At 67.9% G+C, this 13,721-nt stretch carries 16 protein-coding genes and 2 pseudogenes; 12 read left to right on the top strand and 6 right to left on the bottom strand.

Features of this window, described 5'->3' with window-relative positions:
• From ACTMTI_RS51190 to ACTMTI_RS51160, 7 genes and pseudogenes are all read left to right on the top strand, one after another.
• Positions 1-791: pseudogene (locus tag ACTMTI_RS51190) on the top strand (hypothetical protein); the annotation flags it as partial.
• Positions 792-1,314: 523 nt separating this feature from the next.
• Positions 1,315-1,920 carry a site-specific integrase gene (locus ACTMTI_RS51185; RefSeq protein ID WP_441128173.1) on the top strand — a complete coding sequence of 202 codons (606 nt, stop codon included), beginning with the start codon at positions 1,315-1,317 and terminating at the stop codon, positions 1,918-1,920.
• A 106-nt stretch (positions 1,921-2,026) separates the two neighbouring features.
• Positions 2,027-2,668, top strand: a complete 642-nt coding sequence (locus tag ACTMTI_RS51180) for an RraA family protein (RefSeq protein ID WP_441128172.1) — start codon at positions 2,027-2,029, stop codon at positions 2,666-2,668.
• Positions 2,668-3,456 (top strand): SDR family NAD(P)-dependent oxidoreductase, encoded by a 789-nt coding sequence (locus tag ACTMTI_RS51175; protein WP_441128171.1) that lies wholly within the window; start codon positions 2,668-2,670, stop codon positions 3,454-3,456. Before ACTMTI_RS51180 ends, ACTMTI_RS51175 begins: the two co-directional genes overlap by 1 nt.
• A complete protein-coding gene (locus ACTMTI_RS51170) occupies positions 3,453-5,018 on the top strand; it encodes an N-acyl-D-amino-acid deacylase family protein (RefSeq protein WP_441128170.1) in 1,566 nt (521 codons plus the stop codon). The genes ACTMTI_RS51175 and ACTMTI_RS51170 overlap by 4 nt, the downstream gene beginning before the upstream one ends.
• Positions 5,015-6,247 carry an alanine racemase gene (locus tag ACTMTI_RS51165; protein WP_441128169.1) on the top strand — a complete coding sequence of 411 codons (1,233 nt, stop codon included), beginning with the start codon at positions 5,015-5,017 and terminating at the stop codon, positions 6,245-6,247. Before ACTMTI_RS51170 ends, ACTMTI_RS51165 begins: the two co-directional genes overlap by 4 nt.
• Before the next feature lie 11 nt (positions 6,248-6,258).
• Positions 6,259-6,645, top strand: coding sequence for a RidA family protein (locus ACTMTI_RS51160; RefSeq protein ID WP_441128168.1), 387 nt, complete (start codon positions 6,259-6,261; stop codon positions 6,643-6,645).
• A gap of 24 nt (positions 6,646-6,669) precedes the next feature.
• On the opposite strand, the gene ACTMTI_RS51155 is transcribed toward ACTMTI_RS51160, so the two are convergent.
• The 6 genes from ACTMTI_RS51155 to ACTMTI_RS51130 all read right to left on the bottom strand — a co-directional run bounded on the left by ACTMTI_RS51155 (position 6,670) and on the right by ACTMTI_RS51130 (position 10,039).
• Entirely contained in the window at positions 6,670-7,305 is a 636-nt protein-coding gene (locus tag ACTMTI_RS51155) for a GntR family transcriptional regulator (protein ID WP_441128167.1), read from the bottom strand.
• A 91-nt stretch (positions 7,306-7,396) separates the two neighbouring features.
• A complete protein-coding gene (locus tag ACTMTI_RS51150) occupies positions 7,397-7,750 on the bottom strand; it encodes a Mu transposase domain-containing protein (protein ID WP_441128178.1) in 354 nt (117 codons plus the stop codon).
• A gap of 219 nt (positions 7,751-7,969) precedes the next feature.
• Positions 7,970-8,266, bottom strand: coding sequence for a hypothetical protein (locus tag ACTMTI_RS51145; protein WP_441128166.1), 297 nt, complete (start codon positions 8,264-8,266; stop codon positions 7,970-7,972).
• The gene (locus tag ACTMTI_RS51140; protein ID WP_441128165.1) at positions 8,263-8,691 is read right to left on the bottom strand and encodes a hypothetical protein; all 429 of its coding nucleotides are present in this window, start codon (positions 8,689-8,691) and stop codon (positions 8,263-8,265) included. Before ACTMTI_RS51140 ends, ACTMTI_RS51145 begins: the two co-directional genes overlap by 4 nt.
• A 209-nt stretch (positions 8,692-8,900) precedes the next feature.
• Positions 8,901-9,380: a nitroreductase family deazaflavin-dependent oxidoreductase gene (locus ACTMTI_RS51135; RefSeq protein ID WP_441128164.1), complete on the bottom strand. Its 480-nt coding sequence runs from the start codon at positions 9,378-9,380 to the stop codon at positions 8,901-8,903.
• A 68-nt stretch (positions 9,381-9,448) separates the two neighbouring features.
• Positions 9,449-10,039, bottom strand: a complete 591-nt coding sequence (locus ACTMTI_RS51130; protein ID WP_441128163.1) for a DinB family protein — start codon at positions 10,037-10,039, stop codon at positions 9,449-9,451.
• A 98-nt stretch (positions 10,040-10,137) separates the two neighbouring features.
• On the opposite strand from ACTMTI_RS51130, the gene ACTMTI_RS51125 reads away from it, so the two are divergent.
• The 5 genes and pseudogenes from ACTMTI_RS51125 to ACTMTI_RS51105 all read left to right on the top strand — a co-directional run.
• Positions 10,138-10,266 (top strand): hypothetical protein, encoded by a 129-nt coding sequence (locus ACTMTI_RS51125; protein ID WP_441128162.1) that lies wholly within the window; start codon positions 10,138-10,140, stop codon positions 10,264-10,266.
• A 179-nt stretch (positions 10,267-10,445) separates the two neighbouring features.
• Positions 10,446-11,060 carry a hypothetical protein gene (locus tag ACTMTI_RS51120; RefSeq protein WP_441128161.1) on the top strand — a complete coding sequence of 205 codons (615 nt, stop codon included), beginning with the start codon at positions 10,446-10,448 and terminating at the stop codon, positions 11,058-11,060.
• 25 nt (positions 11,061-11,085) lie between these two features.
• Positions 11,086-11,817 (top strand): hypothetical protein, encoded by a 732-nt coding sequence (locus ACTMTI_RS51115; protein WP_441128160.1) that lies wholly within the window; start codon positions 11,086-11,088, stop codon positions 11,815-11,817.
• Between the two features lie 258 nt (positions 11,818-12,075).
• Positions 12,076-13,317 (top strand): IS110 family transposase, encoded by a 1,242-nt coding sequence (locus tag ACTMTI_RS51110; protein ID WP_441128159.1) that lies wholly within the window; start codon positions 12,076-12,078, stop codon positions 13,315-13,317.
• A 22-nt stretch (positions 13,318-13,339) separates the two neighbouring features.
• Positions 13,340-13,602, top strand: a pseudogene (locus tag ACTMTI_RS51105) (BMP family lipoprotein); the annotation flags it as partial.
• Between the last annotated feature and the right edge of the window lie 119 nt (positions 13,603-13,721).

Genomic DNA, 13,721 nt, shown 5'->3' with positions numbered 1-13,721 from the left:
ATCATGGCCTCGACCTCGTGCCGGCGCGGACCCGGACGCGTATCACCGCACTGTGGGTTGACGCCCTGCTGGCGATCCACCAGCGAGATCCCGCTGCGGCCACGGCACGGCTCAGACAGTGCCACGCCCTGGCCAAGGAGCTGGCAGATGAGACAGGCCGGACATACGCCGCCATGACGGCCGGCATCGCCGAGCTGTCGGCCGGCAACACCGGGCATGGCCTGGCCCTGATGAAGGCGGCGCGCGCACGCCAGCGAGCGGCCAGCGATCTCGATGCCGTCGGCCTCAACCTCTATCTCGCCGCGACATTCTGCGCCGCCGGCGATCCCGACGCCGCCGCGGCGCTCGGCCGTGAGCTGCGGGCCTTGTGCGATGTCCACGACGCGCCTCTGTTCCGCGCGTACGCGCTGTTCCTCATCGGCATCGCAGCCTGGAAACACGGCGACTCCCGCCAGGCCGAGAGACTCATCCAGGAAGCCACCGCGCCATGGATGGCCGTCAACGACCACTGGGGGCTGGCCAAGGCGCTGGAGGTACTGGCTTGGACCGCCGAAGCCCGCCACGCCCACGAGCGCGCCGCCCGCCTGCTGGGCGCCTCCGACGCACTGTGGCAAGAGATCGGCTTCGCCCCCACCCTGCTGCCCTACCACACCCACTCCCACCAGGACTGCGAGAGCGGCGCCCGCCAAGGGCTCGGACAACGGGCGTTCGCCGCCGCCTTCCGCCGCGGAGCCGAACTCGATCTCCACACCGCGGTGGCATATGCGATCAGCCACGACGATCACCAATGAACGCCGATGAACGCCGAGCCTGACCGTGACGCTCCGTGATCCCGGCCAGGACGCCTCGACATACAGCCCGAGGCCCTCATCGACCACCACAAGAACACCACCCATCGGCGGCCACCGCCCGCTCAGGCCGGTAGGCCGAGGCGGCGCACCTGACATGGCTGACATACCAGAAGACACCCGAAGTCACTCGTGAGGCAAGATGCGATCACGTTACATGCCACACATGTCTAACTACCAAAAGTCACCCAAGATAGCTTCACGTCCCCTGACGTGACCTACTTGCCTGACAACCCCAGATAATCCGTCAGGCAAGTTCACAGAAGGCCACTTGCCTTACTTGCCTGCCGGTCCAGACGGACCCCAGATAACTCGTAAGTGCGATTCTCCCACGCCGCGAGCAACACTCACGCGATCTTCGATGAAGAGCATCTGATCTCGTATGGCGGCCTGGCTCCGGCGCTGCGGCTGGCTGAGCGGGCGGGCCTGGAACGGCTGGCCTCCACTCAATGTGGGTTTTGGGCTTATGTGGGCTGACCCCCAGCAGCGCCAGCTCATCGAGCGTGTGGGCGGCCGGGCGCACGGCCAGCGACAGGCTGGTGGCGCCGGCCGGAGGACCGTCGCGATGGGGGAGCAGGGCCGCATAGCACTCCTCAGCGGCGTGTCCGTCGTGGCCTTCCCCGGCCAGCCCGACCCCGCCCCCCACGCGACCCGCACGACGATCACCGTCGCCGTCGAACGCTTCCTCGGCTCCCGCACCGCCGCCACCACCTGCACCCGCTACGCCGAGACCCTCGCCCGCCTGACCGCCATCACCGGCCCGGATCATCCGGTCGCCGCGCTGACCCTCGAGCAGTGCGCCGCGGTGATGGACCGCTGGAACACTGCGGCCGCGGCCACCTGGAACCGGCATCTGTCCGCCTTGGTCTCCTTCACCACCTGGGCCCAGCGCCAGGAGTTGCTGGCCACCAACCCCGGCCGGCGCCTGGAGCGCCGCAAGCCCGCCCGCCGCGGCGACCGCGCCATCCCGGCCACCCGGCTGGAAAAGCTGTTCACCGACCCTGCACACGCCCTACGGGAGTCCACCCGCCCGGCGCCGCGCAGGATGTCACGGACCCGCTCGGCATCGTGATCCCCCAAAATTCCGAGACTACAGGAATCCCCGTACTTGGGGCCCCTTGTGTTCCGACAAGAGGAGTCTATAGATTATCGATACTCGTTTAACGCTTGGAGGATGGATGAATGATCGGTTCCTTGAGCTGTCCACCGCTGTGGTGGCGGACGCACTCGACGAGCTGGGCTGTCGAGATCAGACGCTCTCGCCAGGGATTGCCGCGCTCAGCGGCGGCGGTTCTAAGATGGCAGGCCACGCCGCGACGGTGACCGTGGTGGCGGCTAACCGGATGCCGGACCGGCCTTATGCGCTCCAGTTCGAAGCGGTTGACGAACTGAGGACGGGTGAAGTGATGGTGGTCCAGGCACCGGCGGACACCCCGGCGGCCTTCTGGGGGGAGCTCATCTCCACGCGGGCGTCTGCCCGAGGGTGCGCGGGCGCCCTCGTCGATGGCTATTGCCGTGATGTCGAGGTGGTGCGAGCGATGGGCTTCCCCGTTTGGGCTCGGGGCGTGCACCCTGCCGACTCCAAGGGGCGGCTCGAGGCAGTTGCGTTCGGTGCACCGGTGTGGATTGGGGGCGTGCGCGTGTGTCAGGGCGACCTCGTGCTGTGCGATGAAGACGGATGCGTGGTGGTCCCTGCGGGGCTGCTGGAGGCGGTGCTTGAGCGTGCGGAGGCGAAGCTGCGGACTGAGCGCCAAGCGCTGGGAGCCCTGAGATCGGGTGCCACGCTGGCCGATACCTACCAGGAATTCGGGGTGATGTGATGCACGGCAGAGTCGCGCTGATCACCGGTGGCGGAGCTGGGATCGGACGGGCAGTGGCCGACAGGCTGGCGCGAGCGGGGGCCGCGGTCGCGATCCTGGATCGTGATGTCGACGGCACTACGGCGGCGGCCCGGTCGGTGACCGCCGATGGTGGGCGAGCACTCGGCCTCGCCTGCGACGTTACCGACCGGGCCGCCGTTGAGGCGGCGGTGGCTGAGACGGTGGACACGCTCGGCCGATTGGACGTGCTGGTCAACAACGCCGGCGTCTCGCGCGAGACGCACTTCGAAGATCTGACGCAAGACGACTGGAACGCACAGGTCGGCCCCACTTTGTGGGGTGCCGTCGTATGTACCCAGGTCGCGTTGCCGCATCTGCTCGCCGCGCGCGGCGGAGCGATCGTCAACATCGGGTCGGTCAACGGTGCGACCGGCCTCGGCCATGAGGCATACAGCGCCGCAAAGGCAGGCCTGATCAACCTCACCCAGAATCTCGCCGTCCGATACGGTTCCCGCGGGCTGCGGGTCAACCTCCTGGCGGTCGGTACCGTGCGGACTCCGGCCTGGGATGAGCGGGTAGCTCTCGATCCCGAACTACTGGAACGGCTGGCTGGCTACTACCCGTTGGCAAGGATCGGGGAGCCGGAGGACGTAGCGGCGGCCTGCCTGTTCCTCGCCTCCGATGAGGCGGCGTGGATCACGGGGGCCACATTGGCCGTGGATGGTGGTCTCCTGGCGGGCAACGGCGCCGTGATGCACTCCCGCATGGCAGGGAGACCACCGCGATGAGCGAGTTCGACGCGTTGCTGCGCTCCGGCTGGATCGTCGACGGCAGCGGCCAGTCGCCATACCCTGGCGATATCGGCGTGAGGTCGGGCCGGATCGTCGCCATCGGATCGCTGATGGGCGCTGTCGCCGCTGTCGACCTTAACGTCAGAGGTAAGTACGTTTTCCCTGGTTTCGTGGACACCCACCTACATGCCGTGGGTGCACTGCAGTCCCCCGAGACGTGGGCGGCCCTGCTGCGACAGGGGGTCACGACCATAATTCTCGGACAGGACGGGCTGGGCTATGCGCCTGCAGGGGCGGACACAGTCCAGTACGTGCGCCGATACTTCGGCTCGGTCGACGGGCCGCCACCAACCGTACTGGCCAACGGCGGTACAGTGGCCGACCTGCTCGCAGAGTGTGATCGCGCCGTTCCCGTCAATGTGGCCTATCTGGTTCCTGCCGCGACCGTACGGCATGCCGTCCTCGGGCTGTCGGCCTCGGCCAGCGACGGCGCACTGGCCGCGATGGCGGACGTGGTCAGGCAGGGGATGGACGAGGGTGCCGTCGGACTATCCAGCGGTCTGGAGTACATGCCTGGGGCGCACGCCGACGCAGCGGAACTGGCAGAACTCACCCGCGTTGTCGCCGCCTGCGGCGGTGTCTATGTCACACATATGCGCGGTTACGACAACGCCGCAGGCCAAGGGGTGTCCGAGGTACGATCCATCGGCGCCGCCAGCCATGTTGGGGTGCATATCTCCCATTACCACGGGCCAGGCCGCGTCTTGGTCGATCTGGCCGATCAGGCGCGCGCTGACGGCATAGACCTGACCTTCGACTCCTACCCATACCTGCGCGGCAGCACGCTCCTCGCGATGGCGCTGTTGCCCCTACGGCGGCAGGCTGGCGGCCCTGACGCCACCTTGGCCTGGCTCGCACTGCCTGATGCCGAGCAGCATGTCAGGCAGCGCGTCGCCACCGAACCCGCCCTGGGCCAGGCCATCCTGGCCCACGCCGCCAACTCCGAGTACGGCTGGGCCGAGGGCATGACGCTCATCGAGGCCGCCAGGCGGACGGACTCCGATCTCGCCGAATTCCTCATCCTCCTGCTAGCCGACTGCGACCTCCAAGTGGCCTGCGTATTCGCGGAATCGGGGGCAATCACGGAGAACGACATCAGACAAGTGCTCCGCCATGAGGCGCACATGGGATGTTCCGACGGCCTCTACGGCGGAGCTCATCCGCATCCGCGCGGCTTCGGCGCGTTCGCGAGATTCCTTGGCCGGCACGTGCGCCACCTCGGTGACTGGACATGGGCACAGGCAGCCGTCCACCTGGCTAGTCGTCCCGCGCAACGCTTCAGCCTGGCGGGGCGTGGCCAGATCCGAAACGGCTGGGCCGCAGACCTTGCGGTGGTCGACCCTGCCCGTGTGGACGACCGATCCGACTACGACCGACCGCGCCAGCTCGCAGTCGGTGTCGATCACGTGCTCGTGGCAGGCGTCCCGGTGCTAATCGATGGCGAGTTGACTGGCCGAGCTCCCGGCCGGGCGCTCCGGCGAGGGGAATGGTCCCCATGATCCACGCGTCGTGTGTGATACCTGCCGCATCCAAGGGATTCGCACTGCTCGGCCGCATTCCTGTCGAAGAGCTGAATGGCCTGCGGCTCAACGTGTTCGGGCCCCATCCGATCGTGACTCTGCCGCTCATGATCCTGCGAGCCGACGCCCTGGAACACAACATCGCGACGATGGCCGTCTGGTGTGCCGAGCAGGGTGTGTCGCTCGCGCCCCACGCGAAGACGACCATGGCGCCGAGAATCTGGCGGGCACAGCTCCGCGCCGGAGCCTGGGGGCTCACCGCCGCAACTGTGGACCAGGCGGCCGCATGTATCTCTGCCGAGGCCAACCGGGTGTTGTTGGCCAGCCCGCTAGTGGACCCCGCTGGGATTCGGTGGCTCGCCCGCGTCCTGGCGCGCGATCCCACCCTCGAGGTGGTCTGCTATGTCGACAGCGTGGCGGGCGTGCGCCTTCTGGCTGACGAGCTCCGCCGCTGCTGCTTCGCCGGTGAACTGCCGGTCTTGGTGGAACTCGGCTTCCCCGGCGGCAGGACTGGGGCGCGCGGAGTCGATGAGGCACTCTTGGTCGCCAAGACCGCCGCGGACACTCGCATTCTGCGCGTGGTAGGCGCGAGCACGTATGAAGGCGTCATCGGTGGCGAGCGCACGCCGGAGCAACTGGCACAGGTGCACGCTCTCTGCGAGAGCCTGCGCGAGTTGGGCGATCGGCTAGTGGATTCCGGGATCGCACGACCGCCGATCATCCTCAGCGCGGGCGGCAGTCTCTACTTCGACGTGGTCGCCACCACGCTCAATGGACCGGCGTCCACGGTGCTCTTGCGTAGCGGTGGCTATGTGACTCACGATCATGGGCATCTCGGCTCACTGTCCCCGCTCGCTGGGCGTTTTCGCCCCGCGATCGAGGTGTGGAGCCACGTTCTTTCCCGACCGGAGCCCTCACTCGCTTTTCTGGGCGCCGGCAAGCGCGACCTCGCCTTCGACGTCGCCCCACCCACCGTCCTGAGCGCACGCTCACCCGCGGGACTACTCCGCCGACTCGATGACGCGATCGTCGCGGCACTCAACGACCAGCACGCCTACGTGCGCCTTCCGCCCGAGTCCGACCTCGACGTCGGAGACGTTGTCCGCCTGGGAGTGGCCCATCCATGCGCGGCATTCGATCGTTGGCGGCTCATTCCCGTGCTGGACGAGACCGACCACATATCCGATGTGATCTTCACCCTATTCTGAGACAGGACACCATGACCACACATCATCTCCACACCAGCACAGCGCCCCGGCCGGCAGGCGCCTACTCGCAGGCCGTCGTGGCCAACGGGTTCCTCTACACCGCCGGGATGGGACCCCATGATCCCGTCACCGGACAAGTCGTGGGAGAGATGATCGCCGAGCAAACACGGCAGGTGCTGCGCAATCTGGCTGCGCTGTTGGCGGAACAGGGCCTCGATTTCTCACACGTGGTGAAGGTGACCACACACCTCGCCGAGCTGGATCGCGACTTCCACGACTACAACGCCGTGTACGAGGAGCACCTTTCGCGCCCGTTCCCCGTCCGGACCACCGTGGGGTCGAAACTGGCTGGGATCCTGGTCGAGATCGACCTCGTGGCAGCACTGCCCTCCTCATGACCGAACTCGGCGCCGGCGAGGCATTCAGCCTCCGCCGGCGTCGGCGCGTTCGGCCCGCTGCCAAACGACATTGACGTGCTCGACGGCGAGCCGTTCGGCTGTCTCGGCGTTCCTGGTGGCGAGCGCCTCGAACAGGGCGACATGCTCGGCAGCCACCTCCGCCAAATCCTGGTAGTACACACGGTTGGTGACCGTGGCGAAGCTTCGCGTCCCGGCCTCCAGCAGCGGCCATACCCTGGCAAGCATGGTGTTTCCACTCGCTTCCCACACAGTGTGGTGGAAGGCGAGGTCGGCCTCGACGAAGCCGGTCAGATCGTCGCGGGCAGCTGTTTCGCGCAGATCATGCAAAAGCTCCTCAAGCCGCTTGATGGCGGTGTCGTCGGCGTCGGTACAAAAAGCTCGTACAGCAAGAGGCTCCAGAGTCGCCCGCACCTCGTAAGCATGCCGGGCCTGCTCCTTCTCGATCGACGCCACGTAACTACCACGCCGCGGAAACCGGAGCACCAGCCCATCATGTGCGAGCTGATCCAGAGCCGCACGCACCGTCGTCTGGCTGACGCTCAGTTGCCGGGCGACGTCGAGCTCCACAACGCGCTGCCCCGGCTGGAGCCGACCTTCGACAATGGCCTCGCGAAGCGTCTCGTAGACCTGCCGGGACATAGTCCGCGCTGTGTCGATCTTCGCTGGGCCCAACGCTGCACCCAGCGACACAGCAGACCTGTCAGCCATACGTTCGCTCCTTTATTATCCTTCATCGATTATCCCTCAGATTCGCGTTCAGGATCGGTCGTGGCGGGAGGTATGACGACGGATTCGTGCCAGGGGGCGAGCGGGACCACCGCGGGTCGAGCGTCCGTCCGCGTCCAGGAGGCGACCGGTTGAGCAGGCCCGCCAACGGTCCGGGAGCCGGCTCTGGGCTGTTGTGGCCCTTGCCCTGACCTTGGCGCACGGCTCGCTGATGGGCGGCCAGCAGTGTCTGACCGGTGTGGTCGGGTGTGGTGGCGTGCAGCATGATCTGCACCTTGGTCGCTCTGACCTCGACCAGCTGGCGTGGTTGGACCCGGTGAGCCGGGACCGAGTACAGGTTCGCTTCGAAGGCGACCAGTCAAGGGGAGGCAATCTTTGCCGACGTAGCGGAGATGCCGCTGGGCCACCACATACGGGGCGGGTGGCATCGGCTGCAGCGCCGTGTGGTCACGGACCGCCCGCAGGCGATGACCTCGCCGTGGGTCCCATGAACCTTGGAGCACCGCAGCGGAACCCAGGCGGCGAAGGCGGCGTCGAGCTCCTCGATCGAGGAGAACGCGCGCCCGGCCAGACATGGTCACGGACGATGGCGACCTGCCGCTCGACCCGGCCTTTGCCGGTGGGCCGGTAGGCGGCCAGCACATCGGGGTCGAAGTCGTAATGCCCGGCGAAGGCAACCGCCTCGGAGAGGCAACGGGACAGCCTCACCTGGCGCGACGTGGCGGCGAACCACCGTCTTGGTGCGGTCGTAGACGATCGACATCGACACCCCGCCGAAGTGCTCGAACGCCCGGCGGTGGCAGACGAAGAAGGTTGCCAGATCCTCGCTGGTGGTGAAGCAGCAGAACGGGTCCCGCGAGTAGGACAAGGTCATGTGGAACGAATAGACCTTCGGATCCCGACATGGGCCAAGATCTTGCCCTCGCCACCCCAACCCACTTGCGCCTGAGCGCCCGGCACCACCTCGAACCGGCGATGTAGCCCCGCCAGTTCGCCCGGGCTGATCCCGAGTTCGGCGGCGAACCTCGGGCGCGCCTCCTGCAAGTAGATCTTGACCCGCTGATAGTTGCCGGTGAACCCGTAGTCGGCCACCAGGCGCTCGTGGATTACCGCTCCCTTGAGCAGAATCTCCGCCCGCAACATGGCGTCGATCAACGGCGCGACCTCGTCCACCACCCGCCGCCGTGGCCGATTGCTGGGCGCCCGCTTCGGTGGCGTCACCGGAACCTCGCCCGACAGGTACTTGGTGACGGTCCGCCGGTTCAACCCGGTCTCGGCCGTGATCTCCCGCAAGCTCATCGCGCCGGACTCGTACAGAGGGCGAAACCGCCTTAGCTCCAACCAGCGATGCGGGTCCAAGACCACCGTCAGCCGCCCTCCACCGACTCCGACCAGAGGACAGTAGCTTCGCAGTTACATAGCGTCACTGCATTAAGAACGGTGCATTCTCATCCGTACACGCTGGCGCACATTCACGTGTACGCCGACAGCTGGCCGCGGTGCGCCGGCTACCGAGCGCTCGGTGTGGCCCTGGTAGAGCGGCCAGAAGCGATGAGGACCTGCCACGCCTGCTCGCGATCGGTCCCCGTCAGCAGGGTGGCGGTCACGGGGATGACGCGGCCACGGAACCGCATCGTGGCCTGCGGGGTCTTCAGCAGGTTGCCGCTCCATGCAGGGTGGTGGTCCCTGCCGAAGTTGCTGCCGACCACGAGGAACGTGCTGCAGTCCTCGGGCAGGCAGGCGAGCGGGCTCTCGCGGGGCTGCCCGGACTTGCTTCCGTTCGTCGTGAGCAGCAGGTGGGGGATCATCTGGTCGCCCATGAGCACGCGGCCGCCCGTCATGCGGTTGACGAGGCGGTCGAGGCGCGGCCCGATCTTGGGCGCGACCTTGGCGAAGCCCCTGGTGCCGGCAAGCCACTGGAAGAACGGGCGCAGCGCGGAGCTCACGCGTGCCCGGACCCCGCCGCTGGACTGCTGCTGCTCGACCACGATCAGCTCACGTTCGGCTGACGGTTGCGCTGCGGGAAAAAACCAGAACCTAGCAAGCGTTTGGTCTACTACCGGTTGCCCGCCGCGCGTGCCGCCTGCTCCAGCCGGGCCCGGTAAGCCTCCCACCACGCCTGGTCGGCCGCCGGCATTTTGTCGTTGCCGGCCCGCAGGCCGGCGGCGCCGTCGATCGTTTCCCTGACGATGTCGGCGTGGCCGGCGTGCCGATGGGTCTCGGCGCTCACATGGGTCAGGATGCGGTGCAGCGTGACCTCCCGGCGCTCCGGCGGCCACCACTGGACGTGGCCGATCGCGTCCAGCGCCAGCGCCTCGATCGTCGCGTCCGAGTGCGCCCACGCCCGGTGGTAGAGGCCGACGATGTCCTCGCGCGACTCGTCGGTGGTCGCCCACATGTCCGCGTTCGGCTCCGCGCCTTCCTCGAACCAGGGCAGCGGCTCGCCGGACGGACGGCCGAAGGTTTCACCGAAGTACGCGAACTCGACGCTGGCCACGTGCTTCACCAGGCCCAGCAGGTTGGTGCCTGTCGGGGTCATAGGGCGGCGGACGTCGTACTCCGACAGGCCGTCGAGCTTCCACAGGAGGGCGTCGCGGGCGATTTGCAGATAGCGGTGGAGGTCTGCCTTCGGGTCTGATCCAGTCATGCCGGACATGATCCCATCATTGGACGGGTGTTCCCGACCATTGGTTCGGGGGTGCGCGGCATGGTCGCCCCTTTCAGCTCCGCCTACCGTTCCCGACCATGGACGCATTCACAGGCACGCGCGCTCGGTGGGCGCTCCTCGGTGCCGGGACGTTCGTGTCGCTCGTGGCCGCGCACGGGCGGTGGGAGGTGGCGGGGGCCGCGTGGATCTACCTGATCCTGCTGTGACGATTCTCGCGGACCAGCCGGATCCTGCCCGGGCTCGCGGGGATCGTGGCCGCCATCTTCTGGTTGTACGAGAGCGGGCTTCCAGTCTTCAGCCCGGTCCTGATGCTCTCCCTGGTTATGGCGCTGGCGACGGCCGTGCCGTACCTGCTGGACCGGCTGGTCGCGGCGCGGCTCGGAGGGTGTGGGGCACGCTGGTGTTCCCCGCGGGGGTGGTCGGCGTCGAGTACGCGCTGGCGACCGCGAGCCCGGTCGGCAACATCCTCGGCTCGCTGGCCGTCACCCAGCACGACAACCTACCGCTCATCCAGCTCGCCTCCCTGACGGGCAGCTACGGTGTGAGTTTCTTGATCGCCTGGTTCGCCGCCGTTTGCAACCACGTCTGGCAGGACGGGTTCGCCTGGCGGCGGGTGGCGCCCTTCGGGGTCGTGCTGGGGTGGTGCTGGCCGGCGGCAGCGTGCGGCTGGCGCTGTCGGAGCCCGCCGGCGAGACGGTACGCGTGGCGGGGGTCAGCCCCGCCCGTGCCGTCCTGGAGGCGTCCGGCCGGGCGCTCAATGGCTACGACTCGCCCGAGCTGCTCTCCCGGGCGGACCCGGCGGCGATCCGGCCAGGCGTTCGCGGCGGTCAACGACTCCCTGCTGGCCGCCACGCAACAGGAGGCCGGAGCCGGAGCCAGAGCCAGGATCGTGGTCTGGCCGGAGGGCGGCGGTTCGACGTGCCAGGCCGACCGGCAGGAGCTCATCAGCAGGATCGCGCCGTCACCACCAGGACCGGCGCGTACGTGGACGCCGGCATGATCGTGCTCACCGGCGCGCCCCCTACATGCGCAACGAGGCCGTCCTCGCCGACCCGCGCGGGCAGGCCGTCCGGACGCAGCAGAAGGCCAGGCCGGTGCCCGGACTGGACCGGTTCGACCCCGGCGACGGGCGGGTGCCGACCGCCGACACGCCGTTCGGGCGGCTGGCCGGCGTGACCCGCTTCGACGCCGACTTCCCCGCCCTCATGAGACAGGCCCGAACTGTCCGGAATCTGCTGAGCACCTCACCGTCCGCGCGCGGGGCAAGAAAAGCACCGGTTCGATCGCGCCACAGGCTCGGCCGGGTGGTCACGGCCGCGTTGACGATCGGCATGTTTATGGGCGTGGCTGCATGCGGTGACGGCCGTGGACCGGCCACGTCGTCCGGGACCGCCAGCGATGGCCCGGCCGCAGAGGGGCGCGAGGTAAGGGTAGGCGTCGCCTACGACATCGGTGGTCGCGGCGACAAAACGCTCAACGACGCCACCGCCGCAGGCCTGGACAAGGCCAAGGCCAAGCTCGGCTTTGCCGAGATCAATGAACTCGAAGCCGGCAGCGCCGAACCCGACGCGGCACGTGAGGAGCGACTCCGCCTGCTCGTCTCTGCCGGATACAACCCCATCAACGCGGTCCGGCTTCGCTTACTCCGGCCAGATCAAGAAGGTCGCCGCAGAGTTCCCCGGCACCAAGTTCGCGATCGTCGACGACGCCGCAGCCGTTGGCCCAAACATCGCCAACCTGGTGTTCGCCGAGCATGAGGGTTCCTAATGAGTGCTGGGAGTAAGCCATCCGGCAGACTCCGTGGTGGATAGTGGCTGCCGGCAGGTGAGCACTCGGGGTTCCTGGACGTGGAGTCCTGATGAAAGACCGTGCCCCTGCCGGTAGGTCGGGAGAGTTGATCGCTTATGGGATGTCGTGCCCGCCCGCATGTGGCGTGAGCACTGCTTCATTAGGTCGCCGATGCCTCTCCCGCAGGCCGCTGACCAGCGGAGACGAGGACATCGACGGGAGGATTCGTGCGGCTGTTCGTGGGAGATGACTGGGCCGAGGACCACCACGATGTGGAGCTGATGGACGCTGCCGGCGCGCGGCTGGCCAAGGCTCGGCTGCCGGAGGGGGTGGCGGGCATGGCCCGGCTGCACGCGATGATCGCCGGGCAGTTCGGCACCGACATCGAGGATGAGCAGGAGGCCGCCCGTCAGGTGCTGATCGGCATCGAGACCGACCGGGGCCCGTGGGTGCAGGCGTTGGTGGCAGCCGGCTACCAGGTATTCGCGGTCAACCCGCTGCAGGCCGCCGACTACCGCAAGCGGCATAAGGTGTCGGGCGCCAAGAGCGACGCGGCCGATGCGCACGTGCTGGCCGACATGGTGCGCACCGACGCCCACCAGCTGCGCGCGGTGGCCGGCGACAGCGACCAGGCCGAAGCCATCAAGGTGGTCACCCGCGCGCACAAGACGCTGATCTGGGAGCGCACCCGGCAAACCCAGCGGCTGCGGCACGCCCTGCGCGACTACTTCCCCGCCGCGCTGGCCGCTTTCGACGACCTGGACGCCCCCGAAGCCCTTGACCTGCTGGCCAAAGCGCCTGATCCGGCCGCCGCCGCACGGCTGACGATCAGCCAGATCAGCGCGGCGCTCAAGCGGGCCGGCCGCCGCGGCGACCTGGCCGCCAAGGCCGCGCCGATCCAGGCCGCCCTGCGCGAGCAGCACTTGGGCCAGCCTGAGGTGGTCACCGCCGCCTACGCCGCCTCCGTCCGCGCCCTGATCGCCGTCCTTGCCACCTTGAACCAGCAGGTCGCGGGCCTGCACAAGGAGGTCGAGGCGCATTTTGGGCAGCACCCGGCCGCTGAGATCATTACCTCCCAGCCCGGGCTGGGAGTGATCCTCAGCGCCCGGGTGCTCGCAGAGTTCGGCGACGACCCCAAGCGGTATGCCAGCGCCAAGGCCCGCAAGAACTGTGATGATCGACGGGTGCTGTCCCGGGCCTCGGGCAAGAAGAAGGTCGTCGCGGCCCGCTACGTGCACAACGACCGGCTGATCGATGCCCTGATCACCCAGGCCGCCACCGCCGTCCGCAGCTCGCCCGGCGCCCGCGCCTACTACGACAAGCAACGCACCCGCGGCGCCGACTACAACGCCGCCCTGCGCCAGGTGGCCAACTGCCTCGTCGGCATCCTGCACGGCTGCCTCAAGACCGGCGCCCTCTACGACGAGGTGACTGCCTGGTCGCATCACGCCGAGTCGCTTGCTGCTTGACAACTAAAGCTCCTGGGATGTCTTTCTCGTCGGAGTGGCCGCGGCCCTGAAAACACCAAGAAGGACCATGTCGGCTTCGTCGGCGGAGTCCGCCTGCCGCTGATCGACAAGTTCGAGGCCGGCTTCGTGGCTGGTGTCCGCGCAGTCAAGCCCACTATCAAAATCGACAGCAAGTACCTCTCCGAACCGCCCGACTTCAGCGGCTTCAACGACCCTGCCAAGAGCAAGACCGTGGCCCAGGGCATGTTCGACGGTGGCGCCGACGTGATCTACCAGGCCGCAGGGGGGCTCAGGTGGCGGCGAGCTACACCCAACGCGGATCCTACAGGGAGGTCTACGTGGTCAAGGCCGACGCCGACGCCACCGGATATCTGGGGTTGTCCAGCGACGTAGCTGGTCAGCCG

Source organism: Nonomuraea sp. H19, from assembly GCF_052068215.1.
Taxonomy (GTDB): domain Bacteria; phylum Actinomycetota; class Actinomycetes; order Streptosporangiales; family Streptosporangiaceae; genus Nonomuraea.
Note: the sequence above shows the minus strand (reverse complement) of the source record. Positions and strands in the feature narration are given on the sequence as shown.